This is a genomic window from Paraburkholderia sediminicola, from assembly GCF_046027825.1.
Lineage (GTDB): Bacteria > Pseudomonadota > Gammaproteobacteria > Burkholderiales > Burkholderiaceae > Paraburkholderia > Paraburkholderia sediminicola_D.
Map to the genome: position 1 here is coordinate 1 of NZ_JAQQDU010000126.1, position 21,353 is coordinate 21,353.

The 21,353-nt window shown below is 61.1% G+C and carries 17 protein-coding genes; 10 read left to right on the plus strand and 7 right to left on the minus strand.

Translation table 11 applies throughout. The features are described from left to right. Positions 1-262 precede the first annotated feature (262 nt). Positions 263-1,981 (plus strand): 2-isopropylmalate synthase, encoded by a 1,719-nt coding sequence (gene leuA, locus PQQ96_RS37860; protein ID WP_408301913.1) that lies wholly within the window; start codon positions 263-265, stop codon positions 1,979-1,981. A 295-nt stretch (positions 1,982-2,276) separates the two neighbouring features. Here leuA and PQQ96_RS37865 read toward each other — a convergent pair whose 3' ends face one another. Continuing rightward, entirely contained in the window at positions 2,277-3,254 is a 978-nt protein-coding gene (locus tag PQQ96_RS37865; protein ID WP_408301915.1) for a LysR family transcriptional regulator, read from the minus strand. A 201-nt stretch (positions 3,255-3,455) separates the two neighbouring features. Here PQQ96_RS37865 and PQQ96_RS37870 point away from each other — a divergent pair, with 201 nt between their 5' ends. Next, complete coding sequence (locus PQQ96_RS37870) at positions 3,456-3,617, plus strand: DUF1328 family protein (protein WP_172309918.1); 162 nt, start codon at positions 3,456-3,458, stop codon at positions 3,615-3,617. 132 nt (positions 3,618-3,749) lie between these two features. Here the strand turns inward: PQQ96_RS37870 and PQQ96_RS37875 are convergent, their stop codons facing one another. Beyond that, positions 3,750-4,379, minus strand: coding sequence for a GNAT family N-acetyltransferase (locus PQQ96_RS37875; RefSeq protein ID WP_408301917.1), 630 nt, complete (start codon positions 4,377-4,379; stop codon positions 3,750-3,752). A gap of 162 nt (positions 4,380-4,541) precedes the next feature. Beyond that, positions 4,542-5,465: a LysR substrate-binding domain-containing protein gene (locus PQQ96_RS37880; protein ID WP_408301918.1), complete on the minus strand. Its 924-nt coding sequence runs from the start codon at positions 5,463-5,465 to the stop codon at positions 4,542-4,544. 81 nt (positions 5,466-5,546) lie between these two features. Between PQQ96_RS37880 and PQQ96_RS37885 the strand changes: the two genes are divergently transcribed. Beyond that, complete coding sequence (locus tag PQQ96_RS37885) at positions 5,547-6,437, plus strand: EamA family transporter (protein ID WP_408301920.1); 891 nt, start codon at positions 5,547-5,549, stop codon at positions 6,435-6,437. Positions 6,438-6,466: 29 nt separating this feature from the next. Here PQQ96_RS37885 and rfbC read toward each other — a convergent pair whose 3' ends face one another. Further along, positions 6,467-7,018 (minus strand): dTDP-4-dehydrorhamnose 3,5-epimerase, encoded by a 552-nt coding sequence (gene rfbC, locus PQQ96_RS37890; protein WP_408301922.1) that lies wholly within the window; start codon positions 7,016-7,018, stop codon positions 6,467-6,469. Between the two features lie 109 nt (positions 7,019-7,127). Beyond that, entirely contained in the window at positions 7,128-8,123 is a 996-nt protein-coding gene (locus PQQ96_RS37895; protein ID WP_408301924.1) for a GlxA family transcriptional regulator, read from the minus strand. Positions 8,124-8,885: 762 nt separating this feature from the next. On the opposite strand from PQQ96_RS37895, the gene PQQ96_RS37900 reads away from it, so the two are divergent. The 6 genes from PQQ96_RS37900 to PQQ96_RS37925 all read left to right on the plus strand — a co-directional run bounded on the left by PQQ96_RS37900 (position 8,886) and on the right by PQQ96_RS37925 (position 17,468). After that, positions 8,886-9,260, plus strand: coding sequence for a hypothetical protein (locus tag PQQ96_RS37900; RefSeq protein WP_408301925.1), 375 nt, complete (start codon positions 8,886-8,888; stop codon positions 9,258-9,260). A gap of 370 nt (positions 9,261-9,630) precedes the next feature. Beyond that, the gene (locus tag PQQ96_RS37905; protein WP_408301927.1) at positions 9,631-10,554 is read left to right on the plus strand and encodes a LysR family transcriptional regulator; all 924 of its coding nucleotides are present in this window, start codon (positions 9,631-9,633) and stop codon (positions 10,552-10,554) included. Positions 10,555-10,570: 16 nt separating this feature from the next. Continuing rightward, positions 10,571-11,245: a response regulator transcription factor gene (locus PQQ96_RS37910; RefSeq protein ID WP_408301929.1), complete on the plus strand. Its 675-nt coding sequence runs from the start codon at positions 10,571-10,573 to the stop codon at positions 11,243-11,245. A 248-nt stretch (positions 11,246-11,493) separates the two neighbouring features. Further along, a complete protein-coding gene (locus PQQ96_RS37915; protein WP_408301931.1) occupies positions 11,494-14,787 on the plus strand; it encodes an efflux RND transporter permease subunit in 3,294 nt (1,097 codons plus the stop codon). Next, positions 14,777-15,991, plus strand: coding sequence for an efflux RND transporter periplasmic adaptor subunit (locus PQQ96_RS37920; RefSeq protein ID WP_408301933.1), 1,215 nt, complete (start codon positions 14,777-14,779; stop codon positions 15,989-15,991). The genes PQQ96_RS37915 and PQQ96_RS37920 overlap by 11 nt, the downstream gene beginning before the upstream one ends. Next, on the plus strand, positions 15,984-17,468 hold the full coding sequence (locus tag PQQ96_RS37925; protein ID WP_408301935.1) for an efflux transporter outer membrane subunit: 1,485 nt from the start codon (positions 15,984-15,986) through the stop codon (positions 17,466-17,468). The genes PQQ96_RS37920 and PQQ96_RS37925 overlap by 8 nt, the downstream gene beginning before the upstream one ends. A gap of 175 nt (positions 17,469-17,643) precedes the next feature. On the opposite strand, the gene PQQ96_RS37930 is transcribed toward PQQ96_RS37925, so the two are convergent. Beyond that, a complete protein-coding gene (locus PQQ96_RS37930) occupies positions 17,644-18,822 on the minus strand; it encodes a porin (protein ID WP_408301936.1) in 1,179 nt (392 codons plus the stop codon). 326 nt (positions 18,823-19,148) lie between these two features. On the opposite strand from PQQ96_RS37930, the gene PQQ96_RS37935 reads away from it, so the two are divergent. Beyond that, entirely contained in the window at positions 19,149-19,427 is a 279-nt protein-coding gene (locus PQQ96_RS37935; protein ID WP_408301938.1) for a DUF4148 domain-containing protein, read from the plus strand. A 382-nt stretch (positions 19,428-19,809) separates the two neighbouring features. Here PQQ96_RS37935 and PQQ96_RS37940 read toward each other — a convergent pair whose 3' ends face one another. Next, a complete protein-coding gene (locus tag PQQ96_RS37940) occupies positions 19,810-20,925 on the minus strand; it encodes a porin (RefSeq protein ID WP_408301939.1) in 1,116 nt (371 codons plus the stop codon). Between the last annotated feature and the right edge of the window lie 428 nt (positions 20,926-21,353).

The window sequence follows — 21,353 nt, forward strand, 5'->3', positions numbered from 1 at the left end:
GCCCTTTGCCGCACCACGCTTGACGCGGCCCAAATAATATGTTCCTATGGCGCACTATGTATCGCGCCCAGACCATCCTATCGCTACTACTAGCCCGCTCTACCGGGCTAGGTCTGCTGCTGCGCGCTTCCATCTGATACACCCGAAGCACCGCTCAATTCCCCAGTAACTGACCCAGCCCCGGTTTTCGACCGGCGGCCATGCTTTGTCTTTTCGTCGTCCGGTCCACAGCCCAGCTTGTCGAACCTTAAGGATGATGAAAATGTTGAAGAACCCCGCTACCAAGTACAGCTCGTTCAAGCCTATCAATTTGACGGACCGCCAGTGGCCGTCGCGCGTCATCACGCGCGCGCCGATCTGGATGAGCACCGACCTGCGCGACGGCAATCAGGCGTTGTTCGAGCCGATGAACGCCGAGCGCAAGATGCGCATGTTCAAGACGCTCGTGCAGATCGGCTTCAAGGAAATTGAAGTCGCATTCCCGTCTGCCTCGCAGACCGACTTCAATTTCGTACGTGAGCTGATCGAAGGCGGCCATATCCCGGACGACGTCACCATTGAAGTGTTGACGCAAGCTCGCGACGACCTGATCGAACGCACCTTCGAATCCTTGCGTGGCGTGCCGCGCGCGATTGTTCACCTGTACAACGCCACGGCGCCGGAATTCCGCCGCATCGTGTTCGGCCTCGAAAAGAGCGGTGTCAAAGAACTCGCGCAAAACGCCGCGCGCACGATGAAGCGTCTCGCCGACGCTGCCCCGGAAACTCACTTCACGCTGCAATACAGCCCGGAAGTGTTCAGCGGCACCGAACTCGAATTCGCCAAGGAAGTATGTGACGCCGTATTCGACATCTGGCAACCGACGCCCGAGCACAAAGCGATCGTCAACCTGCCCGCCACCGTCGAAATGGCGACGCCGAACGTCTACGCGGACCAGATCGAATGGATGCACCGCAATCTCGCGCGTCGCGAGTCGTTGATCGTCTCCGTGCACCCGCATAACGATCGGGGCACTGCCGTGGCCGCCGCGGAACTGGCGGTGATGGCGGGAGCGGATCGCGTCGAAGGGTGTCTGTTCGGCAATGGCGAGCGCACCGGCAATGTCGATCTCGTGACGCTCGCGTTGAATCTCTACACGCAGGGTGTCGATCCAGAACTCGACTTTTCGAATATCAATGAAGTCGCGCGTACCGCTGAGGAATGCACGCAGTTGCCGGTGCATCCGCGTCATCCGTATGTCGGCGATCTGGTCTTCACCGCTTTCTCGGGCTCGCATCAGGATGCGATCAAGAAGGGTCTTGCCGTGCAGAAACCGGATGCGCGCTGGGAAGTGCCTTATATGCCGATCGATCCGAGCGATCTCGGGCGCACTTACGATTCCGTGATCCGGGTGAATAGCCAGTCAGGCAAAGGCGGGATTGCTTATCTGCTTGAGCAAAGTTATGGCGTGGTGTTGCCGCGTCGCTTGCAGGTCGATTTCAGCTCGGCTGTGCAGCGTCATACCGATGATAGCGGGCAGGAAGTGACGCCTTCGCAGATCTGGGAATTGTTCCAGCAGGAGTATGTGCACAGTGCTGCGCCAATTCACTATGTTGGGCATAGTTTGTCCGAGAGCGACGGCCGCGAGCGTATCAAGCTGACTGTGGACATCATGGGTACGCGGCGCGTGCTGAACGGGGAAGGTAATGGGCCGCTTGATGCGTTGATGCACGCGATTGGTGTGCCGGTGCGGATTCAGCATTATGAAGAGCGGGCTTTGGCTCAAGGCGCCGACGCTCGCGCTGTGGCTGTGGCTGAGATGGCTGGGGCTGATGTGGCTGGAAGCGCGTTTGGGGTGGGTATCGATGCCAATCTGGTGACTGCGTCTATTCGGGCAGTTATTAGTGGGGTTAATCGGGCTTATGCACGGGCTAATGGTGATGCGCAAGCGCGGTTTTTTGAGGTTGCGATGAGTGATGATGTGGAGCGTGTGGCGGTTTGAGGTTGTTGTTTGGGCTTTTGTTGCTTTGTTAGGTTAGTGGTCTATTAGGGTCGCCCCTGTGCGGGGCGGCACTTATTTTCTTTGCCGCCGCAAAGAAAGATAAGCAAAGAAAGCGGCTCGCCCCCCTGCTAAGCGGGCCCCCGCGCAGCCACGGTAGTGGTGCATCTGGAATCTGTGCTCTCGCACATTCGGCGCAAGTGACAAGGCAGTCATTCTTCCGGCGGCGCTGCGCGCGCCGTTGCGGTTTAAATATTCGCGTCTCCTGGCGCACGCGTTTGTTGAGCTCTACAAACCATCACGCACTAACATCGTCCGCTGGCGCGGTTACCGTGACCGCCTCGCGCAAACACGCCACAAAAGCCTGGCAGGCCGCGCTCTGCTCCTTGTGCGAGCGCACTGAAAAACCCACCGTGCCAAACGCTCCGCTCTCGGGCAAATCCAGAATCCGTAACAACCCGGCATCTTCGAACTGCTGCGCGGCAACCCGCGGCATCAACGCAATGCGCGGTGTGTCGAGCAGCAATCCGATGTTCGTCAACAGGGACAACGATTCCACAATGTCCGTCGGTAACGGTAACCCCGCTGCCCGGAATAGGTGCTCCGCCGACAGCCGGGCTGGCGAATCAGGCGTCGGCAAAATCCATGGCGAGCCGACCAGGTCCGACAGATGTGTCACGCCGGCCGGCGCGGGTCCGTAGCCTTTGCCAACCACCACGCACATCGACTCGTCGAACAACGCTTCGTGCGTCAACGGGAAAGCACTCGCAATCGGTAGCTCACGCTCGGGCAAACGCCCTACGACGATATCGAGGTCCCCCGTTGCCAGCGCCGGGAACAGATGCGCTGTCGTGCCCTCACGTACCGTCACCAGAACGTTCGGCGTGCGTGCTTTCAACATCGCGATCGCGGTAGGCAACAGCCGCGCCGATGCCGAGATGAGCGTGCCGACGATCACATGGCCGCTGGTGCCGAGCCGGAAGTCGTTGAGCTCGTCGGTCATATAACGCAACTCCGCCATCAGCGACTTGACCCGCCGTCCGAGCAGCAAACCCAGCTCAGTCGGCACGACACCGCGATTCGAGCGCGCGAACAGCGCGCCGTCGAAACACGATTCGAGTTCGTGGATAACCTTGGTGACGGCCGGCTGCGTCAAGCGCATCTCGTTGGCCGCGCGCACGACGGAGCGCGTTTCCAGCACGCGTTCGAAGATCATCAGCTGATTGAGCTTCAGCTTGCGGATCAGGGAGATCTCGCTGAGCGGATTGGGTTGCATGGCAGGGGGGCCGGAAATCGATGATCCGCGATGGTAACAGCACAAAATCAGCTGGCCGATTAGGGGCACCACTTGTTCGCCCCCGTGGGCACACCGATTGCTGCATATCGCTCGCCGGCAGGAAACCCGTCAAAGCACGCAGTGCCTACAACGAGTCGCCGTGTTGAACTTCAATCCAGCAATCCATCGGTGGGAGGTCCCATGCTTCGATACGCTGCAATCTTCTTCATCATCGCGATCATCGCCGCGGTATTCGGCTTCGGCGGTATTGCCGCAGGCGCAGCGGAAATCGCCAAGGTCCTGTTCTTCATCTTCGTGGTGATCTTCCTCGTCACCTTGTTGATGGGCGTCATCCGACGCTGACCACCGCATCGACCAGGTAAGCGAAGAAACACCCGCATCGGCGCGAGGACCAGCGGCCAGTTGCAATACTTGCCACACGGTATTGCAAGAGTTGCTGCTCGCACCGGTGGTTTTACCGCTAGCCCGCCCCTTTCACGCGGCGCGCGCAATCCTCGTCGGCACAGTCAATCTATGCGACCAGTTCGCAAGCGTACGCGTCGCCACCGGCGGCTTGCTCAAGATCGCGCTGTCGTAATGCTTGCCGTCGAAGCGTACGAAATCGACAATGCGAAACCCCTGCCCTCGGTAAAACGCAATCAGGTGCGCAGCCGGTTGCGGCGTATCGAGCGCAAGCTCCGCATACCCGCGCGTGGCGGCCCAATGGTCGGCGAAAGCGATCAACAAGGTACCGATACCCCGCGCCTGCCACACGGGATCCACGCCGAACTGGCGCAAGCTGGCAATATCGTCGCACCGGTACAGCTCGCACGGCGACTCATGATCCGGTGCATACAGCGTCATCGTGCCGACAATGCGCCCCTCGCAGACCGCCACATAGCAATCGCCGCGCGTCGCGCGTGAACGTGTCGTCTCCACCGTTTGATCCACACAGGTGCAATTCAGCCCCATCGCACCGAGTCGTGTGAAAGCCCGATGCAGCAGCGCGGTCAACGCAACGTACGAATCGCGCGCCGGATCGAAGCGGCGCAGTTCGACACGGCCCATGCCGTGACACACGTAGTCGATACGGACGGATTGTTGCGTCGTTGCACGTCGCTTCACGTTGAACACCTCGCGCTATCAGGATGTGTCGAAGTGTAGGTTTCGCGACCAAGCGTCTCAAGAAAAAATGTCGTAAAAACTCACATGGGACACCGTGCCGACGCGCGGTCGCAGGTGTGCTGAGATGACTGCCAAAGAGCCGGGCGGCAAACGGCCCGCGCACTAGCTCACCGGCACCACGAGCGGCTCGCTTTCCCGCAAACCAAGATGCAATTCCTCGCAAAGGAACGTCTGCAATGTCTGCACGGCGGCCGCCTGCGCGCCGGGAACCGGGCGCATGAAGAGCCCGAAATCGGCGGTGGGCGCATCCGGCAATCCATCGGCCTGCCCGAGCACGCGCATCGACTCCGAACGGATATTGCCGTCGAGCAGGACCGATACACCGAGCCCCGCTTCCACGGCAGACTGCACCGCTGGCAAACTCGTGCTGGTGCACACAATGCGCCACGCAATCCCCGCGCGCCGAAGCGCCGTCAACACCTGTTGCTGCCACAGACACGCGCCGCCAAACGCGACCACCGGCAACGCCGCGTCACTGTCGCGGCTGAATCCGCGCGCGCCGACCCAGAACAGCGGCTGCGTCCAGGTCAGCAGCGGCACTGAGTCCACCAAAGCGGGGTCCGCGACGACCACGTCGAGGCCGCCATCCGCAAGCCGGCTCGACAACGCCGGGCTGGTATCGACGACGATCTCCAGCGCCACCTGCGGATACGCGATCGAAAAGCGCCGCAGCGCGCGCGGCAACCGGCCGACCGCGATGTCCTCCAGCATGCCGAGCCGCACGGTGCCGGACACCTGCCCCGCACTCAACGCCCGCCGTGCATCGGCGCCCGCGCCAAGGATCGTATGGGCGAACGGCAGCAGCCGATACCCCGCTTCGGTGAGTTGCACGCCACGCGGCGAGCGGTCGAGCAAACGCTGTCCCAGCTCTTCTTCGAGCCGGCGCAATTGCATGCTCACCGCCGCCTGGGTGCGCGCGAGGCGCGCCGCCGCCACACCCACGGCGCCGGCCTCCGCCACGGTAACGAACGCGCGCAGGAGACTGCTGTCGATATCCCGGGTCATCACGTTTTCTGAAGTGGCCATAAGAAATATCAACTTATCTTAATACCGCAAGCACCGATAAGATAGCGTCCAACGAATCCGCAGAACAACAACGAGGCCACGATGCAGGACACCACCATCAAGCCGGCACTGAATTCCGCGCCAACGCCGGCGAAACCCGCCAGCGCAGCGGCCGGCGCGGCGCTCCTGTGCGTGCTGTCGATGTCGAGCGTGCAGTTCGGCGCCGCGCTCTCCGCACCGACGATGGCAACGTACGGCTCGCTCAGCACCACCTGGTTGCGTCTGTGCTGGGCGGCCGTGGTGCTTGCCCTGGTGGTGCGCCCGCGTCTCCTCTCCTACTCGCGCTCGCATTGGCTTGCGGCAGGAGCACTAGGGGCGGCGATGGCCGGCATGACGCTGTGCTTCTTCGCGGCGGTTCAGCGGATTCCATTGGGGCTCGCCGTTGCGATCGATTTTCTTGGGCCACTCGCCGTCGCGACGTTCGCGGTGCGCCGCGCGCGCGCACTACTGTGGCCGGCATTGGCGATTGCCGGCGTGCTGCTGCTCTCGCGCGATCGCGCGGGCTGGGTCGGCGAACCGTTCGGTGTGCTGCTCGCGTTCGGAGCCGCGCTCGGCTGGGGCAGCTACATCGTGCTGATGAAAAAGACCGGTGCGGTGTTCGCGGGACTAGAAGGATTGTCGGTGTCGCTGATCGCAGCGGCGCTGGTCGCCACCCCATTCGGCTTGGCGCAAAGCGGCATACACATCGCCATGGGCCAGATCGCCGCAACTGCGGGCCTCGCATTGCTGGTTCCGTTGTTACCCTACGCGCTGGAAATGGTCGCGTTGCGGCACATGCCCGCCGCATCATTCGGCATCCTGATGAGTGTCGAGCCAGCGATCGGCGCGTTGGCCGGCTTCGTGGTGCTACATCAACCGATGGGGGTCTTGCAGATCGCAGGCATGCTGCTGGTGGTCGCAGCAAGTGTGGGCGCCGTGGTGGCGACGCGCTGAACTGCGTTGAACCGCTGCGTGTACGGCGCTCAGGCGATATTTTCCGCTTCGTAAAGGCGTCTGCCCGCGGCATCCTTCGCGCCGAGGGTCGGCTCGATGTCGAGCGGCCACTCGATGCCGATATCAGGATCGCACCACAAGATGCAGCGCTCGAGTTCGGGAAACCAGTATTCTGTGGTCTTCCACTGGCACTCGGCGACGTCGGACAGCACCACGAAACCGTGCGCGAAGCCCGGTGGCACCCACACCTGTCGATAATTGTCCGCGCTCAGATGGGCGCCGCTCCACTTGCCGAAGTTCGGCGAATTGATCCGCACGTCGACGACGACGTCGAACACTTCCCCCACCACCACGCGCACGAGTCGCCCTTGCGGACGCTGAACCTGGTAGTGCAGCCCGCGCAACACACCACGCACGGCCCGCAAGTGACGATCCTGCACGAAATTGAAACCGTGCGAAACGTCGTCGGTAAACTCATCCGCGCTGAAGCTCTCGAAGCAGAAGCCGAATTCGTCGCAAAACACCTCGGGCTCGATGAGTTTCACCTCCGGCAATGCCGTCGCCATTACCCTGTTGCCCATCGCCACTGTGCTCGTAAGAAGCCTGCCAGGAGAAAACACGACCGCCGATGCGCGCCGCTACGCATGTACCCTCAATGCGGTGCGTCGTCCGTACGGCGGCGGCCCGCGCTTACGCCTCAGTCACCACCCGGCTGCGCGCGCGATATTCGGTGGGCGACAGCGCCATACGCTTGCGGAATATTTTCGCGAGACGATCGCCGTTGCCCGTGCCGCTGCGGCGCGCGATCTTGTCGACCGGTAATTCGGTTTCGGTCAGGAAGTTGCAGGCAATGCGCAGCCGCACCTGTAGCAGATAGTCAGAAGGCGTGACCTGCATTTCGTGCTTGAAGCGCCGCAGAAAATTTCGTTCGCTCATCGCCGCTACCTGGGCAGCGTCGGCAACCGACACAGGACGATCGCAATTCGCCTCCATCCAGCGCGCGGCGGCGCGGATTTTCTCGGCGACGCTGAGTGTGCCGCCTTCAGCCGGCAGCGGCACCCAGGTGGCGGCCATGCCCGGCATCACCCGCTCGGCGACACTGCGCGCGAGTTCCGCGCCGAGATCGCGCTTGATGAACATCAACGCGCTGCGTGCACAGTCGTTACGATCGTTAGCGGCGCTGCGCGCGGCATCGGTCGTGGCGCTGCCCAGATAGCGGTTCACCTGCAGGTCGTCATGCTCCGCGGGACCTGCCGCTTCCAGCACGAGCCGGCCTTCGCCGATCGTCTCGATCGCGCGGGTGCGCGTTTGCACCGATCGCAGCCAACCCAGCAGCCGTTCGTCGAGCGCAGCCTCATGTGCGCCGTAGCCGCCCGCAATGAACAACACGTCGAAACCGCTGCCATAGCGTGCGTCGATACGGTCCGTCCAGATCCGCGCCGAAGAAGAACTCGCCACGCTGCCGCCGTCCATCGACAAAAACTGAACTTCATAAGGCGGCTCTTCGCCGGCCCGCGAGCCCGAGAGTTCGTTGGCGGTCTGAAACATCTCGACCACCGTGCCAGGCCCGAGCAGCCAGAAGCCGTCGAACAACAACACGCCGATTCGCCGTGCTGCGCTACGCACGTTGAGCGTCGGCGTATATAACCAGGTAATCCTCGCAGTATCCAGATGCATGTGCGGCATGATCGTTCCCCAAACTGTCGTACGTTGTGGACCCCGCTGCCCCGTCGGCCGGCCGATATGGTCGAATTGAATTACGGCGGGTGAAAACCGCCGGCAACGCCTCTTAACGGATTATGCGTGATGTTAGCGGAATGCCCCGCTATAGTAAATTTGAAAAACAAATCGGTATCGAGAAACTCAATGTATGAAGAAAACCATTATTGTGTGTTCCATATGACAGACTGCATATGAACCGGCATTACGGCGTACCATACCGGACCGCTCGCCGTCATGAGGCCCCTAGACCTTATACAGACTAGCTTCCAAGCCTGTCAAATCGTTACGTGAACTGCCCGTTGATCGCCGGATTCACCGCACCGATTCGCCACAATAACATCCGAAAGTGTTTCAAACATGAACTCGAAACCTCGCAAATAATGAACATTCAATCGGGCCTTTATTCGCAAATCGGGAATTTATCCACGGTATCAATGTGGCGAACCGCACATTTATCGAAAGATTTCCGATTAAGCATTTCGGTAGGGAATCCACAATCGACTAAAAACGTTTCTATATTGAAACATCAGACCTCTTTTACATATGATCAAATGAATATTTCGCTTACCTTTCATGCGAAAGCATCAGACGATTGAACGCCGCTCCCGGAAACGTGCCAGACGGTTCCTTAAACAAAGTTTCATGCCAGGATCGTGCACTTTAAGACTTGGTTAAGAGAGCCCGCGCCATAATTTGTCTACCGTAAGCGCTGGAAGGAGCAAAGACATGACGCGTCCGATGAGCATCGAGAGAGTCAACGAGTACGGAGAGAACGCGGTTCGCATCGCCATCGAGGACCGTGCGGTCCTGCTGGAAGTGGCCGATCTGGACGCCGTGATCGAACACCTCAGCGCCCTGCGCGCTACGATGCGTCCGGAAGTACCTAAAGAGCCGTTACGCACGCATCAGTATGTGATTGAAATCGATCCATGCTGGCACACGGAAAAGCATCCGCTGCATGACGGTGCGGTGCTGTTCCTGCGGCATTCCGGCCTGGGCTGGGCAGGCTTCACGCTCCCCACCGAGAGCCTCGCCAGGTTGCATCACGCGTTGACACAGCAACTGGAAGCATCGCTCGAAGTGCACGGCATGCTCAACTGAATCTACTGAGCCGCGAACACACGCGGCTTGTTGCGTGCCTGTTTCACACTTGTTGCACGCTTGTTGCACTTTGCGCAGCACTGCGTTTCAGATGGCGCGTGCACCTCCCAGCGCTGCCCACCTATACTTCTCTCGCCGCGTCATAGCGGTTACTTTCATTCAGGTCTCTTTCCGAAGCGCGGCTCAGTCCGCGCTCTTTTTTTGCGCATCGTTTAGGCATGCATATGGTTACAGATCGGATCCGGGCGCAGGGCCGACCACGCAGTTCATGAACATTGCACAAAGTTAAAAAAGACTTAATCCACCTAGCAGTGTCGTTTTATCTGCGATCGCCGATGATGCACTCATCGTCCTTCTCTACTGTTCCAACATGAACCAGCTCCAAGCGATGCGTGTCTTCACACGGGTGGTCGATCTCGCCAGCTTCAATCTTGCGGCAAGACAGTTAGGTATGTCGGCAGCAGCGGTCACGCGCAGCGTCGGCACACTGGAAGCGCATCTGAACATGCGCTTGCTGAACCGCACCACGCGCAGTCTTTCGCTGACCGATGTGGGCCGCGAGTATCTCGACGGGTGCCGCACGATCATCGAGAAGCTCGACGAGATGGAATCGAATCTGCTTGAGACCACGCGCGATCCACAGGGCACGCTGCGCATCGCCACGCCGATGACCTTCGCGACCGCCGGGCTGGGTGCGTTGCTGGCCGCGTATCGCACGCTGCATCCCCGTGTGGACTTCGACGTGACGACGTTCGACACGCATATCGATCTGGTGGAAGGCGGGTTCGACGTGTGCTTCTCCGACGATCGACGGCTTGCCAACTCCTCGCTGGTCAGCCGCATGCTGACCAGCGTCGATGAGATCACAGTCGCCTCCCCTACCTACCTGGCACGTCACGGCACCCCTCGCGATCCGGCGGCATTGAACCGCCACGGCCTGCTGACGGTCTCCGACGGCTCATCGCGCGCCTGGGAGTTCGCGGACGCCGACGGCATTTACCGCGTCAACACCGGCAGCGCGCTCACTGCAACGAGCAGCGCAATGGTGCGTGTGGCCGCGCTTAATCATATGGGCATCGCCTTGCTGCCGATGCCAATCATTGCCGACGATCTCGCGCAAGGCTCGCTCGTGCCCGTGCTCGAACAGTTCGAAATCAACGGCGGACCGCGCCAGGTGTCGATTCTCTACTCCGGCCGCAATTACCTGTCGATGCGCGTGCGCAGTTTCATCGATTTCGCGGTCAGCCAGTATCGCGCGCCGGACCGCCCGGTTGCACTGCGGGCGGTGGCCTGAACCGGGCGCGCGCACTATGCCCAAAATACTAACGATCGAAGATGACGAGCTGATCGCACACGACATCGTCCGTACGCTCAGCGCGAGCGGCTTCTCCGTCGACGTGGCGCGCACCGGCCGCGAAGGCATGGCGAAAGTGATGGCGGGTGACTACGACGTCGTCACACTCGACCGCATGCTGCCCGATCTCGATGGCCTGACCATCGTGGCGACAATGCGTGGCGTCGGCATGGAAACACCCGTGCTCGTCATGAGCGCGATGTCTGATGTCGATCAGCGCATTCAAGGCCTGCGCGCCGGCGGCGACGACTATCTGACCAAGCCGTTCTCGCCCGAGGAAATGTTCGCACGCGTCGAGGTGTTGTTACGCCGGCGTCCACGTCATGCCAAAGCTGAAACGCTGCTGCGCAGCGGTGCGCTGGAGCTTGATCTGGTCCGCCGAAGAGTCACCCACCGGCAGCGCGAACTCGATCTGCAACCCACCGAGTTCCGCGTGCTCGAATTCATGATGCGTCACACCGGCCAGGTACTCACGCGAACGATGATCTTCGAAGCCGTGTGGGGCTGCCGCTTCGATCCCGGCACCAACCTGATCGATGTACACGTGGGCCGTTTGCGCAAGAAAGTGGAGACGCCTGGCGAGCGCCCGTTGATTCGCACCATTCGAGGCTCGGGCTATCTGTTCGGCTGACGCCGCTCTATTCGCAGGTTCTCTGACGGAGCTTTAGCGCTGCATGCAGCGCTAAAGCCGTTGCAACACGGCTATCGACGCCATCGCGCACACCGTCCCGGCTTCCTAAAACTAGTTTCATTTGTTTAGTCCACGACTGTTAGGACCCGCTCTCCAGAATGCCGTTACCGGGCCGCGCCATTGGCGCAAGCCCGAACCGCCACACGCCCGCGCAGATTCAAACGCGCCTCTGAACGGAGCAGCCTTCGATGTTAAAAATAGTCCGGTTAGCCTTGACCCGGCCCTACACGTTCATCGTGCTTGCGATGCTGATCCTGTTGATCGGCCCGCTTGCCGCGTTGCGCACGCCGACGGATATCTTTCCCGACATCCGCATTCCCGTGATCAGCGTGGTCTGGAACTATGCCGGCCTGCAACCGGACGACATGTCCGGACGCATCGTCACCTACTACGAACGCACGCTCGGCTCGACCGTCAACGACGTCGCGCATATCGAGTCACAATCGTTTCGCGGCTACGGCATCGTCAAGATCTTCTTTCAGCCGACCGTGGATATCCGCACCGCCACCGCCCAGGTGACCTCAGTTTCGCAGACGGTTCTCAAGCAGATGCCCCCCGGCACTACGCCACCGCAAATTCTCAACTACAACGCGTCCACGGTGCCGGTGCTGCAACTGGCGCTGACCAGCAATACACTCGACGAACAGAAACTCGCCGACTACGCGACCAACTTCATTCGTCCGCAATTGCTGAGCGTGCCCGGCGTGGCGATTCCGACGCCGTACGGCGGCAAGACCCGCGAAGTGCAGATCGACCTCGATCCGCAAGCCCTGCAGGCGAAAAAGCTGTCTGCCAACGACGTCGCCACCGCACTCGCCCAGCAGAATCAGATCATTCCGGCGGGCACCGAAAAAATCGGCCGCTTCGAATACAACATCAAGCTGAACAACAGCCCGCGCGCGCTCGACGAATTGAACGCGCTGCCGATCAAGACGGTAGACGGCGCAACGATCTATATCCGCGATGTCGCTCATGTACGCGACGGTTTTCCGCCGCAAAGCAACATCGTGCGCGTGGACGGTCATCGCGCAGTGCTGATGAGCATTCTGAAGAACGGCTCCGCGTCGACGCTCGACATCATTGCCGGCGTCAAGGCGCAATTGCCGCGCATCGAAGCGACGCTGCCACCCGGACTGAAGATCGTTACGATGGGCGACCAATCGACCTTCGTGAAAGGCGCCGTGAGCGGCGTGGCGCGCGAAGGCATCATCGCCGCGGCGCTCACTTCGCTGATGATTCTGCTGTTCCTCGGCAGCTGGCGCTCGACGCTGATCATCGCGGCATCGATTCCACTTGCCGTGCTGGCGGCCATTGCAGGTCTGGCCGCCATGGGCGAGACGCTCAATGTGATGACGCTCGGCGGCCTCGCGCTTGCGGTCGGGATTCTGGTCGACGATGCCACCGTCACGATCGAAAATATCAACTGGCATCTCGAACAGGGCAAGGACGTACGCAGTGCGATCATGGACGGCGCCGCGCAGATCGTCGGGCCCGCCTTCGTCTCACTGCTGTGCATCTGCATCGTTTTTGTGCCGATGCTGCTGCTCAACGGCATCGCGCGCTTCCTGTTCGTGCCGATGGCCGAAGCGGTGATCTTCGCGATGGTCGCCTCGTTCGTTCTGTCTCGCACCTTCGTGCCGATGATGGCGCAATACCTGTTGCGCCCGCATGCATCAGGCGGCCACGCCTCGGGCGAACTGGCCGCCGTGATGGATCCGCATGGCGGCCACTCACGTGCGGTACCGTCGCGCAATCCGCTGGTGCGCTTTCAGCGCGGCTTCGAGCATCGTTTCGAGCGCGTGCGCAGCGTGTACCGAATCGTGCTTGGCCTGGCGCTCACGCATCGCAAGCGCTTCGTGGCGGGCTTCCTGCTCGTAGTCGCCGCGTCCTTCCTGCTCACGCCGTGGCTCGGCCGCAATTTCTTCCCGAGTATCGATTCCGGCGAAATCGCGATTCACGTGCGCGCGCCGATCGGCACGCGAATCGAAGATACCGCCGCGGAATTCGACCGGATCGAAAATGCAGTGCGCGGCACCATTCCGCCGGACCAACTGCGCAGTATCATCGACAACATTGGCTTGCCCAATAGCGGTATCAACCTGACGTATAACAACAGCGGCACGATCGGACCACAAGACGGCGACATTCTGATCTCGCTGAACGAGGACCACCAACCCACCGCCAACTTCGTGCGCACGCTGCGTACAACGCTGCCGCGCCAGTTTCCGGGAACGACCTTCGCGTTCCTGCCGGCCGATATCGTCAGTCAGATTCTGAATTTCGGTGCACCCGCGCCAATCGACCTGCAGGTCGCAGGACCGAACCAGGTGGCCAATCATCGCTATGCCACCGAAGTCATGCGGCGCATGCGCCTGATTCCCGGCATTGCCGATACGCGCATTCAGCAAGATTCGACGTATCCGCAGTTCACCGTGTCGGTGGACCGCACACGCGCCGATCAACTCGGCATCACCGAACAGGATGTAACCAATTCCGTGGTGGCAAGTCTCTCGGGCACGAGCCAGGTATCGCCAACGTTCTGGCTGAATCCGAAGAACGGCGTGTCGTATCCGATCGTCGCGCAGACGCCGCAATACGACATGACATCCCTGTCGAACCTCAACAACCTCCCGGTGACCAGCAAGGGCGGCCAGGCACAGATTCTCGGCGGCATCGCGACCATTGTGCGTGGCGTCGGCGAGTCGGTCGTTTCGCACTACAACATCGAACCGCTCTACGACGTGTTCGCGACCACCCAGGGCCAGGATCTCGGCGCCGTTGCGGCGAAGATCCAGAACATCGTCCACGCGACCGCGAAAGATGTGCCGAAGGGCTCGATCGTCACGCTGCGCGGCCAGGTGCAGACGATGAATAGCGCGTTCATCGGTTTGTCGCTCGGTCTGGTCGGTGCGATCCTGCTGATCTATCTGCTGATCGTCGTGAACTTCCATTCGTGGAGCGACGCGTTCGTGATCGTCACGGCGTTGCCTGCGGCGTTGGCCGGCATCGTGTGGATGTTGTTCACCACCCATACACCGCTCTCGGTGCCCGCACTGACCGGCGCGATTCTCTGCATGGGCGTCGCGACCGCCAACAGCATTCTGGTGGTGAGCTTCGCCCGCGAACGGCTGGCGGTGACCGGCAATGCCCTCGTCGCGGCGATGGAAGCCGGCTTCACGCGTTTTCGCCCGGTGCTGATGACAGCGCTCGCGATGATTATCGGCATGGCGCCCATGGCACTCGGCCTCGGTGATGGCGGCGAACAGAACGCCCCACTCGGCCGCGCCGTCATCGGCGGGCTGATTTGCGCGACTTTCGCCACGCTGCTGTTCGTCCCGGTCGTGTTCAGCCTTGTGCATCGGCGCGATGCGGCGGCTCACGGCCCATCACACGGCCCGTCACATGGCCCATCGCCCAGCTCATCGAACGAACCCTCGCACGATCACACATCATCCGAACCCGGAGTCCATCATGTCCACTGAGATCGAGATCAATTCGCCGAAGCGGCTACGTCACCTGAAGCTAGTCGGTATCGTCGCGCTGCTGGCCGCAGCGGGCATCGTGACTAGCGGCATTGCCAGCCGCGTGCATGCGAAGCAGGAACTCACCACCTGGTCGGCCCAGCAAGCCGTGCCGACGGTGGTTGCGTACACACCCAAACACGACCTCGACGCCCAGGCGCTGGTGTTGCCCGGACAGTTGTCCGCCTTCATCAACGCGCCGATCTACGCACGCGTGTCGGGTTATCTGCATGCGTGGTATGCGGATATCGGCACTCATGTCAAAGCGGGACAACTGCTCGGGTTGATCGACACGCCCGACCTCGATCAGCAATTGCTGCAGGCCCGTGCCGATTTGCAGAATTCGGTGGCTAACGAAAAGCTCGCCGCCTCCACGGCGACCCGCTGGACGAAGATGCTGAAGCAGGATTCGGTTTCACAGCAGGATGCCGATGAAAAGACCAGCGATCTCGTTGCCAAACAGGCAACCGTAGCAGCAGCCGAAGCCAACGTGCGGCGTCTCGAAGCGCTCGAATCGTTCAAGCGCATCACCGCCCCGTTCGACGGCATCGTCACCGCGCGCACCACCGATGTCGGCGCACTCATCAATGCGGGCGGCGGCAACGGACCTGAACTGTTCAAGGTCTCCGACGCAAGCCAGCTGCGCGTCTATGTGAGCGTGCCGCAGGACGAGGCGGCCGCCATCAAACCCGGCATGACCGCCACGCTCACCGTGCCCGAACGCCCCGGCGTGAAGTTCAACGCCAAACTCGTCGACACCGACGACGCGATTAACCCCACCTCGGGCACGCTGCTGGTGCAACTCGCGGTCGACAATCAGAACGGCTCGCTGATTCCGGGCGAGTACACCGAGGTGCATTTCGCGATGCCGACCAACTCGACTGCCTTGTCGATCCCGGCCAGTTCGCTCATCTTCCGGCAGAACGGGTTGCAAGTCGCGGTCGTCGGCACCGACAACCGCGCGGTGCTCAAACCGGTTTCGATCGCCACCGATCTCGGCACCCACGTCGAGATCGCGTCGGGCCTGAATGCAACCGACCGTGTGATCGACAATCCACCCGACTCGCTCGCGTCGGGCGACGAAGTACGGCTTCAGGGCACTCCGGCCGGTGCGACGGACACGTCACTAGCCGATCGCCGGCCGGCGGAGAGTACTCGTGGATAAACGCCGTATCTGCATCGTGCTAGCGGCCGCGGCGCTGGTGAGCGGCTGCTCGTTCGCGCCGACCTACCAGGTGCCGCCCACGAGCATCCCCACGACGTTCAAGGAAGGCGGCGCGTGGCAGCTCGCCCGACCGGCCGACCGCGTGCCGCGCGACGCGTGGTGGAGCGTGTACCGCGATCCGGTACTCGATCACCTCGAAGTTCAGGTGGCTGCCGCCAATCCGGACGTGGCCGCAGCGATGGCGCGCCACGACGAAGCCACCGCCTATCTGCAGCAAGCCCGCTCGGGATTGTTTCCGACCATCGGCGCAGAGGCGTCGGTCGAACGTCAAAGGCAGTCCGATAACCGCCCGCTGCGCGGCGCCGGTCAGCCTTCGGTGTACGGCACGAATAACGTTGACGTCGGCATCGGCTATGACCTCGACCTCTGGGGCAAGATCCGCAACGAGGTTTCAGCGGGCCGTTCAGCGGCGCAAGCGAGCGAGGCCGATCTCCAGTCTGTGCGTTTGAGTTTGCAGTCGAATCTGGCGAGCGCGTACTTCCATCTGCGCGGACTCGACGAACAGCAGCAATTGCTCAACGACACGATCGACACTTACCAGCATGCGCTCAAGCTCACGGTAAGCCGCCACGCGGGCGGCATTGCATCCGACCTCGATGTGTCGCGCGCGCAGACGCAGCTCGACACCGCACGCGCTTCCGCTGATGACATCGCCGCGCGCCGCGCGCTGTACGAGCATGCGATCGCCACCCTGACCGGCACGCCCGCGTCGACATTTACTCTCGCGCCGGAGATCAAAACGGCCTACCTGCCGTCGATTCCTACGGGCGTGCCCGCCGCACTGCTGCAACGGCGCCCCGACATCGCGGCAGCCGAGCGGCGCGTCGCCGAGGCCAATGCAAAAATCGGCGTGGCCAAGGCGGCATTCTTCCCTGACATTTCGCTCGGCCTCGACGGCGGCTATCAAAGCGACACGCTTTCGCCCTGGCTGATGGCGCCCAACGAGATCTGGTCGGTCGGGCCGAGCCTGATGCTCACGCTGTTCGATGGCGGGCGCCGTGAGGCAATTACGGAGCAGGCGCGCGCCAAGCTCGCCGAGAACGGCGCGAAGTACAAGGCCACCGTCCTGCTTGCCTTCCAGCAGGTTGAAGACAACCTCGCGCAATTGCATCATCTCGGCGACGAGGCGACGCAGCAGAATGAGGCGCTTGTCGCGGCGCAACGCACGTTGCAGCTTTCGATGTCGCGCTATCGTGACGGCGTGGTCAGCTATCTTGACGTGGTGACCGCGCAGACCACCGAACTCACCACGCAGATCGACGCATTGAACCTCAAGACGCGGCGTCTGCTGGCCTCGGTGGGGTTGATCGAGGCTCTGGGAGGGGGCTGGTCGCCGGACGGCGCTACGGGCTCGCCTGCCGTCCAGGCGGCAAGCGCGCAAACGGGGCATCCGGAGGCGCTCGCGTCCGCCGATTGAACGTGCAAGCTGAATCTGCCGGCCGAGTATGCCCGTTGAACCCGCTGGTCGATTCCGCCAGCTGAGTCCGCCGGTCAAATCCGCCACTGCTGTAAATAAAAACGTCGCCGGTGTTGACCCGGCGACGTTTGTGTTTCAGGCGCGCTTATCACGCCTTGCGGTGCGCTCGCGGCGCTCAGAACCGATGCCGCATCCCCAAGGCCACAACCGCCTGGCGGTCGCTCGACGAAGCCGCCAGCGAATAGATCGACGCATTGCCGAGCACTGCGATGCCGTCCGCGCCCGACACGCGCTGATACACCCCTTCCAGATACAGATCGGTGCGGCGCGACAACGCGTAGTCCGCCTGCAGCATGAACTGATTCCACTTCGGCGCAACGCTCTTGCCAGCGTCGCTGAAGTGTCCGTCGGTGTACGTGTACGAGCCGCCCAGCGAGAAGGCCGGGGTAATCGCGTAGCGCGCGTTCAGTTCGTAGTTATTGAAGGTCAACAGATCGCCGTTGAGTGTGGAATACGCGCCGCCCTGAGTGATCTGATGCGGATCGTCGAGCATCGTGCGTGTGAAGACGAGGCCGACGGTCGCCGCGCCGAACGTGTAGCGTCCTGCGGCGCCGAGAATACGTTGGCGCGCGCCGGTGAGGGTCGCATCGCCGTCACTGCTGCTGACCGCGCCGCCGGTATTGTTGGGTTGATTTACGCCGCCCGGCTGATTCACCTGCAGATAGGCCACCGCCAGATTGAACGGGCCGCCCGCCCATTGCGCCCCGAGGCTGTAGGCGTTGTTGTTGCTGAATCCGCCCGCCGCATTGCTGAACGCGTAGGCGCCGCCCACCGTGAAGCCGTCATAAGTCGCGCTGCGGAACTTCAGCGCGTTGTTCATGCGCAGATCGTTGTTGAGATTGTCGTTATCGAACGGATGGTCGGCAATATTGCCACCGAAACCCGAGCCGGTCGCCGAAAGCGGCGCGACAAAATCGACCAGGAAATCGTATTGGCGGCCCATCGTCACGGTGCCCCACTGTTTGCTCGCGATACCCACCCATGCCTGCCGGCCGAACTCGTCGCCGCCATTGGAGAACTTGCCGCTGTCGATATTAAAACCGTTCTCCAGATCGAAGACCGCACTCAGCCCGCCGCCCAGATCCTCGTTACCGCGCAGGCCCCAGCGGTCGGTACTGACATTACCGCTTTCCATCATCCAGTTGCTCTTTCCGCCTGAAGCCGCTTTCTGATTGCTGATGTAGTCGATGCCCGTATCGATCGTGCCGTAGAGCGTGACGCTGCTTTGTGCCTGCGCCGCCGCGCTGAAGGTACCTGCCAGCGCGACGAGTGTGGTTGCCAATGCTTTATTCATGTTTGATTCCGGGTAAGAGAAGGCGCCGATCCGCGCATTGACGGACCGATCCCGCAAACCGTGCGGGTAGCCGCACTGTAGATTTGCGCGGTGACATATCCGTGATCAAAACAGGCCGATTCATGAAAGGTTTTTTATGTTCATGACATGTCGCCGGAGCGTCCATGAAACATGGCCGCAGAGAAATTTAAATGGATAAATATCTTTTCATGCGCACACCACCGATCCGCTAAAGCCAGGTGACTATCCTTCTCATCAACCGATCCACGAATGCATTGCGGTTCGCGCATCGGTCCCATCCAATTTGATTTGTGAGGATTACGAATATGAAATCTCTGACGCTCGCCATCGCTTTCATCGGTGCAACCGCAACGGCTTCCGCTTTCGCTCAATCGACCCCCGCGCCGACACAACAAACCGCCGCGCCGACAATGCAAGTCGCGGCGAACGGCACCTCCACCACGGGCAGCGTCGCTGGATCGTGGGTGGCGCCTTACGGCCAGGCGACTACTGGGAAGACGCGTGCGCAGGTCTATCAGGAACTGGTGCATGCGGAGAAGGACGGCCAGCTTAACTATCTGAACTCGACCGTCTACGCACACTGAGAGCCACGTGAAGAAAGACCACCGGGTGCGCGCCGCATTGGCGTGCTTCCCGCCTCCGGCTTTGCGGCCGCGGCCACGTCGGCCGTTGCTGTGTCGCCGGTGTGCGGGACCCTGAACCGGCTCTATCGTTAAACGCAACACGCTGCCTTTCTCGCCCTGACATCAATGACTCTTCGCACCGCGATCAAACGAACTGCCTCGTTTGCCGTTGCCGCTGTTACAGCCGGACTGCTGCTATCGGGCTGCGCGACAACCTCGACACCCACCAGCGCCGACAACTGTGTCGGCCCACCCAGTTACTGCAATATTTATTTTGGTTCATGAACAAAAAAGAGCGCGCTACCCTTTCGGGCAACGCGCTCTTTTACTTGCTGCTGATACTTTAGAACGAGTGTCGAATACCCACGCGGCCGACCACCTGCTTACCGTCCGACGACGGATCGAAGCCGGCGATCTGCGCGACGGCGCCGCCACTGGCCTTCTGTAGCGCTGCGAGCGCATAGAGCGCGGTGCGCTTCGACAATTCGTATTCAGCGCTCAGGTTGAGCTGCTGATACTTCGGCTCCTGATTGGTCGCGTGATTGCGGCCATCCGTGTAGGTGTAGCCCGCTGCGAGATTAAGCTGACTGGTTGCCGCGCAGGTGCCGGCAATTTCGTAGTTCTGGAACTTGACGTCTTGTCCCGCATCGCTCTGCTGGAAATTGACGTTGGTGAAGTTGCCCATCACCTTGAACTTACCGATCTGATACGACGCACCGGCGGCAAAGATGCCTTGACTGCGGGCGTTAGCCAGATAGTTGCCGTACACCGCATTGGTGTAGCCCGAGCCGTTCTGATAGCTCTGGACCGACTGTTCCGGATCGTTGACACGCAGATAGCCCGCGCCCATGGAGAACGGTCCATTCGTATACGACGCTGCCGCGCTATAGGCGGAGTTATTCGAGAACTGCCCGGCCTGACCGCCGAACGAATAGAGCGCTTCGCCGGTAAAGCCACCGATGGTGGGACTCGTGTACTTCACCGAATTGCTGACAGCGAAGCCGTTATCGAGGTTGTCCATGTCATTGGGGTGGGAGAAGTACCAACCGCCGTAGCTATCGTTGAGCGAGTACGGCTCGATGAGGTCGACGACCGGATCCCACTGCCGACCGAGCGTGACGGTACCGGCCGTCTGGCTTGCGAGTCCGACGTAGGCGTTACGGGAGAAGGCCAGACCGCTGCCCAGGCTACCGTCGGTCGAGTTGAAACCGCTTTCGAGGTCGAACACGGCTGACAGACCAGCGCCGAGATCTTCCTTGCCACGGAGGCCCCAGCGGCTACCTGCGCTGACGCCACTGGCCATTTGATAAAGATGGTTACCGTTGACGTTGCTGGCGAAGTCGATACCCGTATCGAGCAGCCCGTAGAGCGTGACGCTGCTTTGCGCGTGTGCGGAGGAAACGACGCCGACACACAGGAGTGCCCCGACCAAGTGCGTCAACTTCATCTTCTGATTCATGAATCACCTTTCATTTAATTAAGGATGCCTGATAGCAGTGGAGATTTTTTGATACTGTGTGACCACTTCACGAATATATCGAGGCCAGAAAGCGCCGCACCTGCAACACAGTCTTTCAGTTTTTTCGTTGGGTTTTCATGGATGGGTTGTTGACCCATCGCGCATGAAGGTGGGTTTGTTTGTCTTTGTGCCTATGGCGTTGGGGTTTGCTTTGGGTTGGTTGCCTGCGCGGCGCTCTTCGTCTGTTTGCCTACGGCGTTGGCCTTTCCTTGATATGTCTGCGCTGCGCCTGCTCATCCGTGTGCCTACGGCGTTGGCCTTTCCTTGATATGTCTGCACGTGCCTATGGCGTTGGCCTTTCCTTGAGTTGTTAGTGGTTTATTAGCGTCGCCCCTGTGCGGGGCGGCACTTACTTTCTTTGCCGCCGC